12 protein-coding genes are annotated in these 15,553 nt (G+C 68.6%); all 12 read right to left on the minus strand.

Features of this window, described 5'->3' with window-relative positions; translation table 11 throughout:
* Window positions 1–19: 19 nt before the first annotated feature.
* Entirely contained in the window at window positions 20–1,033 is a 1,014-nt protein-coding gene (locus BLW75_RS16830; RefSeq protein WP_034313674.1) for a multicopper oxidase domain-containing protein, read from the minus strand.
* A 14-nt stretch (window positions 1,034–1,047) separates the two neighbouring features.
* Window positions 1,048–1,935: a sugar phosphate isomerase/epimerase family protein gene (locus BLW75_RS16835; protein ID WP_034313676.1), complete on the minus strand. Its 888-nt coding sequence runs from the start codon at window positions 1,933–1,935 to the stop codon at window positions 1,048–1,050.
* Window positions 1,936–1,945: 10 nt separating this feature from the next.
* Window positions 1,946–2,950 carry a sugar phosphate isomerase/epimerase family protein gene (locus BLW75_RS16840; RefSeq protein WP_034313678.1) on the minus strand — a complete coding sequence of 335 codons (1,005 nt, stop codon included), beginning with the start codon at window positions 2,948–2,950 and terminating at the stop codon, window positions 1,946–1,948.
* Entirely contained in the window at window positions 2,950–6,039 is a 3,090-nt protein-coding gene (locus tag BLW75_RS16845) for a ThuA domain-containing protein (protein WP_034313680.1), read from the minus strand. The genes BLW75_RS16840 and BLW75_RS16845 overlap by 1 nt, the downstream gene beginning before the upstream one ends.
* 425 nt (window positions 6,040–6,464) lie before the next feature.
* On the minus strand, window positions 6,465–7,838 hold the full coding sequence (locus BLW75_RS16850) for an alkaline phosphatase family protein (RefSeq protein ID WP_034317981.1): 1,374 nt from the start codon (window positions 7,836–7,838) through the stop codon (window positions 6,465–6,467).
* A complete protein-coding gene (eboE, locus tag BLW75_RS16855; protein ID WP_034317979.1) occupies window positions 7,835–8,905 on the minus strand; it encodes a metabolite traffic protein EboE in 1,071 nt (356 codons plus the stop codon). The genes BLW75_RS16850 and eboE overlap by 4 nt, the downstream gene beginning before the upstream one ends.
* On the minus strand, window positions 8,902–9,765 hold the full coding sequence (locus BLW75_RS16860) for a TatD family hydrolase (protein WP_034317976.1): 864 nt from the start codon (window positions 9,763–9,765) through the stop codon (window positions 8,902–8,904). The genes eboE and BLW75_RS16860 overlap by 4 nt, the downstream gene beginning before the upstream one ends.
* Window positions 9,766–9,767: 2 nt before the next feature.
* Complete coding sequence (locus tag BLW75_RS16865; RefSeq protein WP_034317973.1) at window positions 9,768–11,183, minus strand: EboA domain-containing protein; 1,416 nt, start codon at window positions 11,181–11,183, stop codon at window positions 9,768–9,770.
* The gene (locus tag BLW75_RS16870; protein WP_034317970.1) at window positions 11,180–12,028 is read right to left on the minus strand and encodes an SCO3242 family prenyltransferase; all 849 of its coding nucleotides are present in this window, start codon (window positions 12,026–12,028) and stop codon (window positions 11,180–11,182) included. Before BLW75_RS16870 ends, BLW75_RS16865 begins: the two co-directional genes overlap by 4 nt.
* Window positions 12,025–13,182, minus strand: coding sequence for an inositol-3-phosphate synthase (locus BLW75_RS16875; protein ID WP_034318019.1), 1,158 nt, complete (start codon window positions 13,180–13,182; stop codon window positions 12,025–12,027). The genes BLW75_RS16870 and BLW75_RS16875 overlap by 4 nt, the downstream gene beginning before the upstream one ends.
* A gap of 108 nt (window positions 13,183–13,290) precedes the next feature.
* Complete coding sequence (locus tag BLW75_RS16880) at window positions 13,291–14,460, minus strand: Gfo/Idh/MocA family protein (protein WP_034317967.1); 1,170 nt, start codon at window positions 14,458–14,460, stop codon at window positions 13,291–13,293.
* A 38-nt stretch (window positions 14,461–14,498) separates the two neighbouring features.
* A complete protein-coding gene (locus tag BLW75_RS16885; protein WP_034317963.1) occupies window positions 14,499–15,551 on the minus strand; it encodes a substrate-binding domain-containing protein in 1,053 nt (350 codons plus the stop codon).
* Window positions 15,552–15,553 lie beyond the last annotated feature (2 nt).

The following is a 15,553-nucleotide window of genomic DNA, read 5'->3' on the forward strand; positions in this document are numbered from 1 at the left end:
TTCTCGCTCCTTTCGAAGTCTAGTGGTGGTGGGCCGAAGCACCGGTGGCGTCCGGAGTGGACGTCGGGTGGTGGTGGCCCTTGAAGCGGTCGATCGCCTCCTGGGCGCCCGCGGGCATCCCGCCGTCGGCGTTGCGGACCAGGAACACCCCGGACATGCCGTCGTCCGAGTGCTGCTGGACGTGGCAGTGGTACATCCACGCGCCCGGCCCGACGCCGTCACCGGCGATCACCTGGAACCCGAAGGAGTTTCCGGGGTCCAGGGTCTTGTTGTCGACGATCGGGGCGTTGTCGGTCGCGCTGGTGAGCATGCCGGTGCGGGTGTCCGCCCAGCGGTGCGCGTGCAGGTGGAAGGTGTGCATCAGGTTGCCGTGCCCGATGCAGATGAACTCGACGCGTTCGCCGAGGTTCGCCTCGAAGATCGGCGTGTTCGGGGCGACCTGGTGGTTGACCCACATTTCGGTGAACACCACGGTGAACTGCTTGCTGGGCAGCAGATCCCCGCGTTTGCGCACGATCAGACCGCCGTAGAGGCCCTTCATCAGGCCCACGGTGCCGTGGTCGCCGCCGAACGCGTGGTCGTGGTAGTGCCAGTACCCCGCGCTGCCGGGCATCCAGAAACCGTTGGCCGCCTGATACGCCGTCCGCGTCCGCCAGGTGTAGGTCTTGGTCTCGTACGGCTTGTTGAAGGAGTCGTTGAACGGCGAGCCGTCCGACTTGGTGTCGTAGTTGACGCCGTGCGGGTGGATCGACAGCCGCTGGTCGGTGTTGTTGACCAGCTCGATCACCAGCGTGTCGCCCTCGTAGCACTCCAGGAGCGGCCCGGGGATCGTCGGTTTGCCGGGCTCCAGCCCGTACCCGACCCGGGTCGAACCGGGAACGTAGTCGGCGTAGATGGTGATGTTGCGGGTCATCCCGGCCGCGGCGGCCGGCGCCGATCCCGCGCCGGCCGACACCACGACCGGGGCGATGACCCCGGCCGCGGTGCCCGCGAGCATCGATCTGCGGGACAGCCCGCGTTTCTTCTTGTCCATTGTGGATTCCCCAGCTAGAAGCGGACGTTGCGGAGATAGGTGAATCCGGTCTGGGCGGTGCTCAGGGGATCCGTGGGGTTGTCGTGCTCGACGATGTATTCGGCGAGGTGGGGACGGGTGTGCCGGAAGATGCGGGGGAAGTCGATGACGCCCTTGCCGGGGTCGACCATCTCGCCCGCCGCGGTCCGGTCCTTGACGTGGTACTGCACCACGCGCGGGCAGTGCCGCCGGTACAGCGAAACCGGGTCCATCCCGCCTTCCACCGCCCAGAACAGGTCGATCTCCAGGTGCACGTAACGCGGGTTCGTGTTCCTGGTGAGCACGTCGTACGGGCGCACGCCGTCGATCGGCGCGAACTCGTGCGCGTGGTTGTGGTAGCCGAGCGGAATCCCGGCCTGGCGGAACTTCCGTGCCGCCGTGTCCATCCGACCGGCGAACTGCTTCCAGCCGTCGATGGTGTCGAAGTTCGCCCACGGCACGTTGGCGCGGGTGTTCCCGAGGATCTTCGCGTCCGCGATGGTCTTGTCGAGGTCACCGTCGATGCCGACGTGCGTGGACGTCGCCTTGATGTGGTTCTTGTCCAGCAGACCGCGGAACTCCTGCGCCGTACGGCCGTAGGTGCCCGCCAGTTCGACCTTCCGGTAGCCGATGTCCGCCAGCGCGGACAGGGTTCCCGGCAGATCGGCCTGCAGCGCGGTGCGCAGGGAGTAGAGCTGGATGCTGATCTTGTCCACCGGGACCCGGCCCCGGCCGTGGTGGCCGTGTCCCTGGGTCTCCGCCTCGGTGGCGGCACTGGCGACGGCCGGCAGGGCTACCGCCGCGCCGACCGCGACCGCCGCCGTCGCCGCACCACGCAGGAGTGATCGTCGAGAGTGGAACCGCTCAGCTTCTTCACCGCACATGAAACCGCCCTCACTTCTGGTTGCTGAAAGCCGCGTCGAAGGCCGCCGACGGCTTGTCGAACAGGAGCCCCCGCAGAAAGGTCACGGCTTCCGCCGCGCCCCGGAGCCGGTCCATGCCGGCGTCCTCCCACTCCACCGAGATCGGACCGGCGTAGCCGATCGAATTCAGTGCGCGGAAACAGTCCTCCCAGGGCACGTCGCCGTGCCCCGTCGAAACGAAGTCCCAGCCGCGTCGGGGATCTCCCCAGGGGAGATGCGAGCCGAGCCGTCCGTTCCGCCCGTCGAACCGCTTCCTGGTGTCCTTGCAGTCCACGTGGTAGATCCGGTCGGCGAAGTCGAGAATGAAGCCGACCGGGTCGAGGTCCTGCCAGATGAAATGCGAAGGATCCCAATTCAGCCCGAATGCCGGACGGTCGCCGACAGCTTCGAGCGCACGTTTCGTGGTCCAGTAGTCGTAAGCGATCTCCGATGGGTGGACCTCGTGGGCGAACCGCACGCCCACCTCGTCGAAGACGTCGAGGATCGGGTTCCACCGGTCGGCGAAGTCCTGATAGCCGTCGTCGATGACCGCCTGCGACACCGGCGGGAACATCGCGACGTACTTCCACGTCTTCGAACCGGTGAAGCCGATCACCGTGTCCACGCCGAGTTTCGCCGCCGCGCGGGCGGTGTCGGCCATCTCCTTCGCCGCCCGCTGCCGGACGCCTTCCGGCTCACCGTCCCCCCACACCCGCGAGGGAATGATGGCCTGGTGGCGTTCGTCGATCGGGTCGTCACAGACGGCCTGCCCGACGAGGTGGTTGGAGATGGCCCACACCTTCAGGCCGTGCTCGGCCAGCAGCTTCAGGCGTCCGGGCACGTAGTCCTCTTCGGACAGTGCGCGATCGACCTCGAAGTGGTCGCCGGAACACGCGATCTCGAGGCCGTCGTAGCCCCACTCGCTCGCGAGCCTGCACACCTCGGTGAACGGGAGATCCGCCCACTGGCCGGTGAACAGGGTGATCGGACGGCTCATCAGGACTCCTCGAAGGTGATCGCGTCTACGTCGAACAAGCCGCCGGAACCGCCCTTGAACACGAGGAACAACGGGCCGGTGCCGCCGGGGTCGGTGATGGCGGACGCCGGGATGTCGGCATAGGTGTCCCAGCCGCCGGTGTTGGCGACGGTCACCGTCTGGACCAGCGGTCCGTCCACCGTGCCCGAGCGGACCTCGATCGTGCCGCCCGCGCCACCGGAGGACACCCGGTAGCCGATGCCGCTGACACCCACGAGGTTCACCGGGTCGAATTTGATCCAGTCACCGGATTCGATGTGGCCGACGCGTTTGCCGCCACTGGCGCCGGCGTGCGCGACGACCTCGATCCCGCTGGACTGCGTGTAGAACTCGGCCTGCTTCAGCTTCGGCTGCAGGATGGACTCGGCCTCGCCGGTGAGCGCGGGCACGCCGTTTCCGCCGTTGTCGGTGTAGCTGGCGTTGATGACGCCGAAGACGTTGGCGTCCGCGCCGTGCCCTTCGTCGGCGGGGGTGGCGATGGTGCCCTCACAGCCGGTCGCACGGCTCAGCGGGTGTCCGTGCCCCTCGTGGCCGAGGATGTATTCGACGGTCACCTTCGAGCAGTCGATCGGGTTGTCTTCGGCGTCGGTCACCTCGACCTTGAACGGGACCATGTCCCCGAAACTGAACACGCTGCCGTTGACCGGCGTCTTCAGCGTGACCACCGGCGCGGTGTTGCCGACGGTGACCACCACGCTCGCCGAACCGGTCAGCCCGGTGGAGTCGGTGACCGAGAGCTTCGCCGTGTACTGGCCGTTCGCGGCGTAGGTGTGGGAAACCGGGGTGGCTTCGGTGGAATCGGTCGTACCGTTGCCGTCGAAGTCCCACGCGTAGGACAACGCCTGGCCGTCGGGGTCGTTCGTCCCGGCCGGGTCGAACTCGACGGTCAGCGGTGCCTGCCCGGACGTCTTGTCCGCGGCCACCTTGACGATCGGCGTCCGGCGGCCCTTGGTGTAGTCGATGCGGTAGACGGCGGATTCCTTGGAGCCGCCGAAGTAGCCGGTGCCGTAGTCGAGGACGTAGAGAGCGCCGTCCGGGCCGAACTCGAGGTTCATCGGGCGGACGAGGTCCATCGAGTCGAAGAACGGCTTGATGGCACCGCGCTCCCCGTTCGGTCCGACGGTGATCTCCTTGATCCAGCCGCGTTCCCATTCGTAGGCGAAGGTCTTGCCGTCGAAGTACTCCGGGAACTTGGTCTGTGACGGGTTCTTCGCGTCGAACTGGTAGACCGGCCCGCCCATCGGGGACTCGGGTCCGGTGCCGAACTCGGGCAGCGAACCGCCGTCGTAAGGGATCCACGCCTTCTCGACCGGCGGCAGATCGGTCAGCCCGGTGTTGCGCGGGCTGGTGTTCTTCGGCTTGGCGCAGTCGAACGCGGCGCCGGACTGCTTGGTGGCGAAGTCGTAGTCGATGAACGGCTGGTTGTCGCCGATGCAGTACGGCCAGCCGTAGTTGCCCGGCTTCTTGATCAGGTTGAACTCGACCGTGCCGCCGGGACCACGCTTCGGGTCGGCCGCGCCGGCGTCGGGACCGTAGTCGGCGAGGTGGATCCAGCCGGTCTCGCGGTCGACGGCGAATCGGAACGGGTTACGGAAGCCCATCGCGTAGATCTCGGGCTTGGTCTTGGCCGTGCCGCGCGGGAACAGGTTGCCCTTGGGGATGGTGTACTTACCGTTCGCGCCGACCTTGATCCGCAGCACCTTGCCGCGCAGGTCGTTGGTGTTGGCCGAGGTGCGCTGCGCGTCGTACACCGGGTTGCGGTCGGCGCGTTCGTCGATCGGCGTGTAACCGTCGGAGGAGAACGGGTTGGAATCGTCCCCTGTGGACAGATAGAGATTGCCCTGTGCGTCGAAGTCGATCTCGCCGCCGGCATGGCAGCAGATCCCGCGTTCGGCGGGGACCTGAAGGATCTTCTGTTCGCTCGCGAGATCGAGCTTGTTGTCGGTGCCCAGCTTGAACCGCGAGAGCTGGTTATAGCCCTTGAACGGCTCGAAGTCGGCGGGGGTGCCGTTCTCCGGCGCGTCACCGGCAGGGGTGTTCAGCTTGGGCGCGTAGTACAGGTAGACCCAGCGGTTCTTGGCGAAGCCCGGGTCGATGGCGACACCCTGGAGGCCGTCCTCGTCGTGGTTGTAGACGGGGATCTGCCCGGCCAGCGAGGTGGTCGCGGAGGAACTGGTGTACCAGACGCGGCCGTCGCGCGAGGTGTGCAGGACGTCGCGGTTGGGCAGCACGGACAGCGCGATCGGCTCGCCGGTCTTCTCCTCACCCTTGGCCAGGGTGATCTGGTCGAAGTCCGCGTCGACCGGGGCTTCCTCCTGTTTGGCGCAGCCCGGCTCGCTCAGCTTGGTGGCGTACTTGATGCCGCCCGCCAGATGCTTGAGGAAGGCCGGTTCGGCGTAGGACGCCTTGGTGTGCCCGCCGCCGGTGTACCAGGAGCGGCCGCCGGAATTCTCGTGGCACCAGGCGATCGGGTGATCGCCCATCGCGCCGTCACCGGGCTGGTAGCTCTTCTCGTCGAGGCTCGCGAGGACGTGGACGTTACTGCGCGGGTTCTCGCGGTAGTTGTACCACTCGTCGGTGCGCGGCCAGGTCTCGGGAAGGTCCACAGTGGACACGTGCTCGTGGTCTTCGATCTTGACGTTCGCCTGCTGGATCTGCGGATGCGACTTGAAGTACGCGCCGACCAGCTCGCCGTACCAGGGCCAGTCGTACTCGGTGTCGGAGGCGGCGTGCACGCCCACGTACCCGCCACCTCCCTTCACGTACCGCTCGAACGCGGCCTGCTGGTCCGCGTTCAGCACGTCACCGGTGGTGGAAAGCCAGACCACCGCGTTGAAGCGTTTGAGGTTCGCGTCGGTGAAGGCCGCCGCGTCCTCGGTCGCTTCCACCGCGAAGTGGTTCTGCGCCCCCAAATCCTTGATCGCTTTGATCCCGTCGGGGATCGAATCGTGCCGGAAGCCCGCGGTCTTGGAGAACACGAGCACCGTGGCCGCTTCGTGCGCCGATGCGGTCTGCACCGGTAGCGCGACGCCTGTCAGAGCCGTGACCATGGATGTGACGAGCACACCCAGTCGTCGTTTCAAAGACATAGCAGTAGCGATCCTTTCGATGAGCGGCGGCGATCAAGGAAGGGGTTGCGGAGCGGAGCGTCCTTTCTGGGAGGGGAAGGGAGGGGGGCGGGTGGAGAGGGGAGGTGGCGGGTGGGGAGGGGGGCGCGGTGGTCGTGAGTGGTAAGTGTCGTTAGAACGTCACTTACCACTCACGACCACCTTCACCGACGTCCTTGCCGCGCCCGTGCTGACGCGACGTGTTGCGAAAGCCACTTTCGCAACGTTGAAGGTTGCGAAAGTGGCTTTCGCAACGTCGGTACCGGCGAGAACAGGCGGCCTTGTCCCGAAAGCCACTTTCGGGACATCAGACGTCGCGAAAGTGGCGTCCGCGACACGCATCGACCACACCACCTCCGCCACCTCCTCTACTTCAGGCCCTGCAACGACAACAACAACGGATGCACGTCGGTCGCCCCCACCCGGCCGGACGGCTGGAAGGCCGGATCGGAGCACAGCAGCACCGGACCGTCCTCTGTGGAATCCGGCAGCCGTCCGTGCGAGCCGCGCACCCAGCGCGGGTCGGTCGGGACGACGTCCATCGCGTACCGGAGCCCGGCGAACTTCTTCGCCAGGTTCAACCCGGCCCGAGCCTTGGCGAACTTGTCCTCCGGGTCGAAGAACAGCTCGGCGGGGTCGTAGCCCGGTTTGCGGTGGATCTCGACGCCGCGCGCGAAGTCAGGCTTCCGCTCGTCGTCGAGCCAGTAGTAGTAGGTGAACCACGCGTCCGGCTCGGCGACCGCGACGAGTTCGCCCGCGCGTTCGTGGTCGATCCCGTACCGGGCCTGTGCCTCGCGGTCGAGCACCTCGTCGACGCCGGTCAGCTCACCGACGATCGAACGAACCCGCTCGACATCGGCGGAGTCGCGGACGTAGACGTGCGCGACCTGGTGGTCGGCGACGGCGAACGCGCGCGACGCCCACGGGTCGAGGTACTCCATCCCCGCCTGGGTGTAGACCTCCAGCAGCCCCTCGCGGCGCAGGGCCCGGTTGATGTCGACCGGCCGGTGCACGTTGGTGATCCCGTACTCGCTGAGCGCGACCACGGTCGCCCCGGCGTTGCGGGCGTCGTCGAGCAGTGGCGCGAGCGCGTTGTCCAGTTCCCGCGCCGCCTGCCGGGCTTGCGGAGCGTCGGGGCCGAAGCGCTGCAGGTCGTAGTCCAGGTGCGGGACGTAGGTCAGCAGCAGATCCGGCCGCTTCTCCCGGAGGATCTGCCGCGACGCGCCGATGACCCACTTGCTCGACTTGATCGACGCCGTCGGGCCCCAGTACTGGAAGAGCGGGAACTCCCCCAGCGCGCCGGTCAGCTGGTCGTGCAGCTCGGGCGGACGGACGTAGGCGTCCGGCGACTTGCGGCCGTCGGCGTGATAGATCGGCCGCGGGGTCACCGTGACGTCGGTGCTCATCCCCATCGCGTACCACCAGCAGACGTTCGCCGACGTGTAGCCGGGGTGCGCCGCCCGCGCGGTCTCCCACAGCTTCTCGCCACTGACGAGCCGGTTGTGCTGACGCCACAGGAAGATTTCGCCGAGTTCGCGGAAGTACCAGCCGTTGCCGACGATCCCGTGCTGCGCGGGCATGAGCCCGGTGAGGAACGTCGACTGCGCGCTGCAGGTGACGGCGGGCAGTACCGTGCCCAGTTCGGCCTGCCAGCCATCGCGGGCGACGGCGGACAGTTTCGGCATGTCCCGCAACGCCTTCGGGGTCAGCCCGACGACGTCGATGACGACCAAGGGTTTCACGCGGACACCCCTTCCGTGACGAGATTCGCCTGTGCCCAGGCGAGTTCCGCGGCGATTCCGCCGACGAGGTCGCCCGCGTCCGGGAGCACGCTCCAGGTGTAGGTCTCGACCTCGATATGCGGTTCGCCGGGCAGTCCGGCGGCGACGGTGCGCAGGACGTCGGTGGTGGTGGACAGCGGCGCGGCCGGGGCCTGGTGCAGCGGCATGTGGAAGTGCACGCGCCACGGCCCCTCCCCCGGCAGGTCGGTCCACGCCTCGGGCAGGTCGTCGGCCTTGCGCACGACGCCGCCGGAAAACTCGCGGACCTGGTGCAGGTAGCGCGGTTCCGCGAACACGGCCAACGCCTCACGCGCCTCGGCGGGCTTCTCGACATGCAGCGCGGCGGAAGCCTGCACCTTGACGATGTCCACATCGGACTCCGCGATGGCCTTGAGGGTCTCCGCCGGGTCGGCGAACGACACCGCGAGGTGACAGGTGTCCAGGCACAGCCCGACGTACTCCGGGTCGACGCGGCCGGACAACCAGCCCAGCGCGTCGGCCACGGTGTCGAGCACGCATCCGGGCTCCGGCTCGACGGCCAGTTTGATCGGGCGGCCACCGATCGCCCGGACGACCTGACCGAACGCCTCGGTGGCGCGGCGGTCGTCCTGTTCGGTCCACGGTTCACGCCAAGCCAACGGCAGCGTCGATATGCTGCCGTAAGAAGCATCCTCGGCGAGGAGATCGGACAGCACGTTCACGCAGTCGATCGTGTACGCGACCCGGTCAGGGTTCGTCCACTCAGGACGGTAGACCGCGTGCTTGACGACGTCGTCGTGGAAACCGCCGTACGGGAACGCGTTCAGCGTGTACACCGACAGACCACGAGCGTCGAGTTCGGCGCGAAAACGCTTGCGTGCTCCGGCGTCTTCGGCCAGCCCGCGCGCGACCGGCGCGGAAAGCCAGAGCCCGACGCCGAGCCGATCCGCGCCCAGTCGCTCACGCACCGGGAGCGCGTACCGCTCCAGCTGCGCGACGATGCCGTCGACATCTTCGGCGGGGTGGACGTTCGTACAGTAGGAGATCATTTGCGGGCACCTCGCAGCACCGAGTTGCCCTCGAAGGTCACGGCCTCGCCGGTGAAACCGGGCAGCGGGTCGAGGGTGAGCCTGCCGCTCAGGCCGTAGAAGTCGACGGGGTTCTGCCACAGCACCTTGTCGACGTCGGCCTCGGTGAAACCGCCGTCGAGCATCGCCTGCCCGGTCTTGGCGGTCTTCAGCGGATCGGACCGGCCCCAGTCCGCGGCCGAGTTGACGATCATCTGATCGAGCCCGTACTGGCGCAGGATCTCGACCATCCGGTGCTCGTCCATCTTGGTGTCCGGGTAGATGGAGAACCCCATCCAGGCGCCGGAATCCTTGACCAGCTTGACGGTGACCTCGTTGAGGTGGTCGACGACCACGCGCTCCGGCGCGACGCCGGCCTCGCGCACGACGTCGAGCGTGCGCTTGGTGCCTTCCAGCTTGTCGCGGTGCGGGGTGTGCACCAGCACCGGGAGATCGTGCTCCAGCGCCATCGCCAGCTGCTGCGAGAAGACCTCGTCCTCTTCCTTGGTCATCGAGTCGTAGCCGACCTCGCCGACCGCGACCACGCCGTCCTTCGCCAAGTACCTCGGGAGCACGTCGAGCACCTCGCGGCAACGGGGGTCGTTGGCCTCCTTGGGGTTCAGCGCGATCGTGCAGTGGTGCCGGATACCGAACTGGGCGGCGCGGAACCGTTCCCAGCCGATGAGCGCGTCGAAGTAGTCGGTGTACGAGCCGACGCTGGTACGCGGCTGCCCCAGCCAGAACGCGGGCTCGACCAGCGCGCGGACACCGGCCGCGTACATGGCGTCGTAGTCGTCGGTGGTCCGGGAGGACATGTGGATGTGGGGATCGAAGATACGCACGGTCAGTGGCCTTCCTTGAGCAAGGAGAGGGCGTCGGCGGGTACGTCACGTCCGGCCGCCCTGCGTTCGTCGGCGAAGTCGGCGAGCATGCGCCTCAGCTCGTCGTCCGCGCGGGAGGTGAGATCCGCGACGGCGGCCAGCGGCACCCCGACGAAGACGCATTTGAGGACGCCGTGGCGCCAGGTGTGGTCGTCCAGGAATCGGGCGAAAGCCCCCATCGCGGCCGCGACCAGCCTGATGTCGTTGGCGCGCAAGGCGTCTTCGACCAGTCTGATCCCGGCATCGGTGACTTCGGCGCCCGGGAACTCCAGCGCGTTGAGCGCCCGCAGGACCCCGCGCCGCTCGGCGTCGTCGCCGAAGCGGTAGAGATCGCGCAGTTCCGCGGCCAGTGCGGCGTCGTCGAGGACGTCGGCCAGTACCGCCACGAGCCGGACCCTCTCCCGGTCATCGACGGTGCCGTGGACCAGCCCCTGCGGATCGGTGTCCGGGCGCAGCGCCTCCCGGCCGACCTCGCGGCCGACCGCCGGGAAGAGCGAGCCGATCACCGACGGCTTCTCCCGGATCCGGCGTTCCGCCTTGGCCGACCACGTCTGAGGCATCGCGGCGGTCAGCGCTTCGAAGGCCCGGCGCGCGGTGTCCGGCGCGGCGTGGCTGTGCCGGGGCAGTTCGACCGCGGCGAGGCCGGTGTAGCCGATTTCCGCCAGCGCGGCGAGCGTCCCCGGCAGATCCAGATGTCCGTCGCCGAACTCCAGATGCTCGTGGACTCTCGGCAGCATGTCGTCAAGCTGCACGTTCCACAGCAGCGGGCCGGCGAGGCGGACGCATTCGGCCGCGTTGACCGGCTCGACCGCGACGCAGTGTCCGACGTCGAGCGTGACCCCGAACAGCTCCGGCTCGCCGAGTTCCTTGCGCAGGTCCAGGACCTGGCTCAGATGCTGCACGAGGTGGCCGGGCTCGGGTTCCATCGCCAGCCGTACGTTCAGCCGCGCGGCGTGCTCCAGGACCGCCGCAACGCCCTCACGCAACCGGGACCACGCGACGTCTTTGTCCACAGTGGACACACCGGACCAGAACGAGACGCAGTCCGCACCGAGATCTCCGGCGATCCGCAACGCCCGTGCCAGGAAGTCGACCCGGAGCGCGGGGTCGTCCGACAGCAGCGTCGGCGAATGCTTGCGCCACGGGTCGAGCAGGTACCGCGCGCCCGTCTCGATGACGACCCGGTTCAGGCCGAGCGACGAAAGCCGGGAGGCCACGTGGTCGACCTGCCGCGCCAGATCGTCGGCGAACGGGTCGAGGTGATCGTGGTCCAAGGTCAGCGCGACCCCGGTGTACCCGAGGTCGGCGATGATCGCGAGGGCGTCGTCGAGGCGGTGGTTGGAGAAGCCGTTGGTGCCGTATCCGAGTGAAAACGTCATGTGGGGCTCACCTTCCTCGACAGCTTGCGGGCGATCGGGAGCGCGGCCGCGACCAGCGCGGCCCCCAGTACCGAGCCCTTGGCCGTGACCGCCGCCTGCAGCGGGACCATTCCGTGGATGCCGGACTTCGTCGCCGAGCGCACGGACTTCGCCGACGGGTCACGGACAGCGTCCGCCTGTGCCCGGCCGACCAGGCCCGCGTAGCCGGAACCGGCCGCCATCGAGGCCGCGCGATGCCAGCCCCCACGTGCTGGTCCGGTCAATGCCAACGTTGTCGCCGCGCAGCTGGTGGCCAGTGCCGCCCGGGCGGTCGCCGGATTCGCGCCGTGCACTTCCCCGGTGGACAACGCCGTGACGCCGAGCGTGTGGACGCCCACCGCGGCCGCGGCGGTGGCCGCCTTCTTCGGAGAGTCACCAGCGCCCAGCAGGACATCGAGCATGCGGCAGGCCGCCATCGCCACCGGCCCGGCGAAGGTCGGTTTGAGCACGGTGTCGTAGGCCCACACCGCCGCCGCGAGCGGAACCGCGACCCGCATCGCCCGGCGGCCGCCGCCGAGCGCTGCCAGGCCAAGTCCCGCGGCGGTCAGCGCGGCCCCGGTGGTGAGCGCCGCGCCGGCACTCACCCGCCCGGACGGGATCGGCCGCTCGGGACGCTCCACGGCGTCGAGCTTCCGGTCCGCCCAGTCGTTGAGGGCCATCCCGGCCCAGTAGAAGGCGACCGACGACAACGGCAGCAGCAGCCGTCGCCCGGTCATCCTGAGCCCCGCCGCGGCGGATCCGGCGACCGTGTCGCCGAGCACCGTCAGCGCGGCGGGCGCCCGCACGAGTTCCACGTAGGCCTTCACAGGGTTCCCGCCCAGCTGATCAGGCGGGCGGTCTGCTCGGCGAACCGGTGTTCGTCGCTGCCCAACGGATCCTTGAAGAAGAACCCGAGTTCGGTCAGCGCGCCGCTCTGGCCGGCGGCGTGCGCCGCGGTCACCAGCCTCGCGAGATCCAGGATCAGCGGCGCCGCGAGCGCGGAATCGTAGCCGGTCCAGGTGAACTGCAGGCTCATGCGCGCGCCGAGGAAACCCTCGAACGAGACGTGGTCCCACGCGGTCTTGATCTCGCCGAGGTCGGGCACGTTGTCGATGTGCAGCGGCGCGGTGACGTCCTCGCCGAGCAGCGCCGCGAGCCCGCGCGCTTTGGACTCGAGCTTGCTGTTCGCGGTCACCGGGTCGGCCAGCGTCTCGCCGTCGCCGCCACCGAGCAGGTTGGTGCCCGCCCAGGAGCGGACCTTCAACGCCCGCGCGCTGAACATCGGCGCGAGGACCGTGCGCAGCAACGTCTCGCCGGTCTTGCCGTCGCAGCCCGCGTACGGCAGGCCTTCCCGCTCAGCCAGCTCACGCAGCGCGGGCAGGGTGATCCCGGCGGACGGCGTGAACTCGACGTACGGGCTGCCCGCTTTCAGTGCCGCATAGGCCGAGAGGGAACTCGACGGCAGCACCGCCCGCGCCGGGTCGGCGAGCGCCGCTTCGAGCGCGGCGAGGTCGTCGTGTTCGGGCAGGTGGGGACAGGGCGCCTCGGTGGAGGACACGTTGACCACGACGACCCGCGCGAGGTCGTGCCGGTCGGCGAAAGCTCGGATGTCCGCCGTCAGCCGGGCGGCCGCGTCGGCCTGGGCACCGGTGTGGGACGCCGGGTGGTAGCCGTCGCGGATCTCGGCGTCCACCTCGGCCAGCCCCGACCGGACCGCGGCGAACACCGCATGCCCGAACACGCCGGCGTGCGCCAGTTGCTCGGCCCGCTTCTCCAGCGGCGTATGCGCGATGTCGTGCCCGCCGAGGACCAGATCGTCCCAGCCCGGCAACGGAACCCCGGCGAACGCGGGCAGCTCGGTGACACAGCCGCCACCGCCGGTCACTCCCGCGCGCAGCGCGAGGAGCCCCACCGCGGCCGTGGTGGCCACAGACCCCCTCGCGCCGATCAACCAGATGCCCGTACGCTCGTGAGCAGGCATTTCCTCCACCTTTCCCAGCCCGAGAACCCGACCTCCGATGGTCGGATGTTTCGGATCGAACCAAGTCGCGGTGATGGTCGTCATGCGACTTTCGGCTGGATCTACTCCTCAGCTGCTTCCTTTCGCGGTGACGCCGGGCACAGCGGTCCATCGCGCCTCGTCGGACGCGCTGCGCTCGACCGCGGCCAAGACCTGCTGAACCCTCAACCCGTCCTCGAAGGACGGTTCGGGATCCGTGCCATCGCCGATCGCGGTGAGCAGATCGGCGACCTCGTTGGTGAAGGTGTGCTCGTAGCCGAGGAGATGCCCCGGCGGCCACCACACCCCGACGTACGGGTGCTCGGGTTCGGTGACCAGGATCCGGCGGAACCCGGCCTCGGTGGCGGGCTGGCCACCGTCGAAAAAGGACAGTTCGTTCATCGACTCGAAGTCGAACGCGAGGCTCGCCAACGAACCGTTGATCTCCAGCCGCATCGCGTTCTTGCGGCCCAGCGCGAACCGGGTCGCCTCGAAACTCGCCACCGCGCCGCCGGTGAACCGGCCGAGGAACAGCGCGGTGTCGTCGACCGTGACCTGCCCGGTGCCGCCGTCGCCGTCCGGGCGCTCCTTGACGAAGGTGTTGGTCAGCGCGGAAACCCCGGTGATCGTCTCGCCGGTGACGAACTGGGCGGCGTCGACGATGTGCGCGCCGAGATCGCCCAGCGCGCCCGAGCCAGCCTTGTCCTTGTGCAGCCGCCAGGTCATCGGCGCCTGCGCGTCGGACAGCCAGTCCTGCAAGTAGACCGACCGCACGTGGCGGATCTCGCCGAGCGCCCCGCTCGCGACCAGCTTCCTGGCGTGCGCGAGCGCGGGCACCCGGCGGTAGTTGAACGCCACCATCGACCGGACGCCGTCGGCCCGCGCCTTCGCCGCCGCCTCGGCCATCGCTTCGGCCTCGGCGAGGGTGTTGGCCAGCGGCTTCTCGCACAGCACGTGCTTCCCGGCCTCGAGCGCGGCGATCGCGATCTCGGCGTGGCTGTCGCCCGGTGTGCAGATGTCGACCAGGTCGACGTCGTCGCGGGCGATCAGCGCGCGCCAGTCCGTCTCGACGTCTTCCCAGCCGAACCGTTCCGCCGCGGCCTTTGTCCGCACCTCGTCACGGCCGCCGAGCACGGCGAGTCTCGGGATCAGCGGTGGCGCGAAGAACCGGTGCACACTGCGCCACGCGTGCGAATGCACCGCGCCCATGAACGCGTGGCCCACCATGCCGATCCCGATCGTTTCCTTTGCCGTGCTCATGCCCCTCCTAGATGCGTGCGTGTGTCGGGTACGCGGGTTTACGAGTCGAAGCCGACGTCCATGTACTTGTCGACGTTCTCCTTGGTGACCACCGCGGAGTACGTGGTGATCTCGGCGGGGATCTCGTGCTCGGCGAAGTCGCCCGCCCCCTTGCCCTGGCCGAGCAGCCGCGCGAGCGAGATCGCCGAAGACGCCATCGACGGGCTGTAGAGCACCGTCGCCTTCAACGGTTCGGCGTCGGACTTGATCAGGTTCATCGCGTTCTTGGAACCCGCGCCGCCGACCATCAGGAAGTCCTTGCGGTTGGCGTTGTTGATCGCCGCGATGACGCCGACGCCCTGGTCGTCGTCGTGGTTCCAGAGAGCGTCCAATTTGGACGCCGACTGCAGGAGGTTCGAGGTCTGCTGCTCGCCCGACTCCGGGGTGAACTGCGCCGAGACCCGCGGTCCGACCTGGAATCCCTGACGCGCCAAGGCGTCCTTGAAACCCTTGCTGCGTTCCTGGGTCAGCGGCAGCGAGTCGATACCCGCGACCTCGCCGATCACCGGGCTGGCGATGTTCTTCGCCTTCATCTGCTGGGCGATGTAGTTCCCGGCGTTGACGCCCATGCGGTAGTTGTCGCCACCGATCCAGGTGCGGTACGCGAGCGGGGTGTCGAAGACGCGGTCCAGGTTGATCACCTGGATACCGGCGTCCATCGCCTGCTGGCCGACCGCGGTCAGCGCCTTGCCGTCGAACGGCAGGATCACCAGGACGTTGACCTTGGCGTTGATCAAGGTCTCCACCTGGGAGATCTGCTGGTTGACGTCGTTGGTGCCCTCGGTCGCGTTGAGCGTGACCTCACTGAACTTCTGCGCCTGCGCGCGGGCGTTCTTGGTGATGGCCGCCATCCAGCCGTGGTCCGCGGCAGGCGCCGAGAACCCGATGGTGACGGGTGTTCCGGGCTGCGAGTTGGCGCCGGCGTTGGCCACGTTGGCCGCGTTGTTCTGCGCCGGTGCCTCGTTCGAGGTGCACGCGGTCAGCAGCGCGCCCGCTCCGACGGCCGCGCCTCCCAGCAGGAAGCGGCGGCGGTGCAGGGATTGTTCGGTCATGA

The organism is Amycolatopsis lurida, assembly GCF_900105055.1.
Taxonomy (GTDB): domain Bacteria; phylum Actinomycetota; class Actinomycetes; order Mycobacteriales; family Pseudonocardiaceae; genus Amycolatopsis; species Amycolatopsis lurida.

Coding starts and splice junctions, on each gene's coding strand:
- BLW75_RS16845 (WP_034313680.1), bottom strand. CDS start 6,039: ATGGTCACGGCTCTGACAGGCGTCGCGCTACCGGTGCAGACCGCATCG.
- BLW75_RS16875 (WP_034318019.1), bottom strand. CDS start 13,182: ATGCCTGCTCACGAGCGTACGGGCATCTGGTTGATCGGCGCGAGGGGG.
- BLW75_RS16840 (WP_034313678.1), bottom strand. CDS start 2,950: ATGAGCCGTCCGATCACCCTGTTCACCGGCCAGTGGGCGGATCTCCCG.
- BLW75_RS16830 (WP_034313674.1), bottom strand. CDS start 1,033: ATGGACAAGAAGAAACGCGGGCTGTCCCGCAGATCGATGCTCGCGGGC.
- BLW75_RS16885 (WP_034317963.1), bottom strand. CDS start 15,551: ATGACCGAACAATCCCTGCACCGCCGCCGCTTCCTGCTGGGAGGCGCG.
- BLW75_RS16835 (WP_034313676.1), bottom strand. CDS start 1,935: ATGTGCGGTGAAGAAGCTGAGCGGTTCCACTCTCGACGATCACTCCTG.
- BLW75_RS16865 (WP_034317973.1), bottom strand. CDS start 11,183: ATGACGTTTTCACTCGGATACGGCACCAACGGCTTCTCCAACCACCGC.
- eboE (WP_034317979.1), bottom strand. CDS start 8,905: ATGATCTCCTACTGTACGAACGTCCACCCCGCCGAAGATGTCGACGGC.
- BLW75_RS16880 (WP_034317967.1), bottom strand. CDS start 14,460: ATGAGCACGGCAAAGGAAACGATCGGGATCGGCATGGTGGGCCACGCG.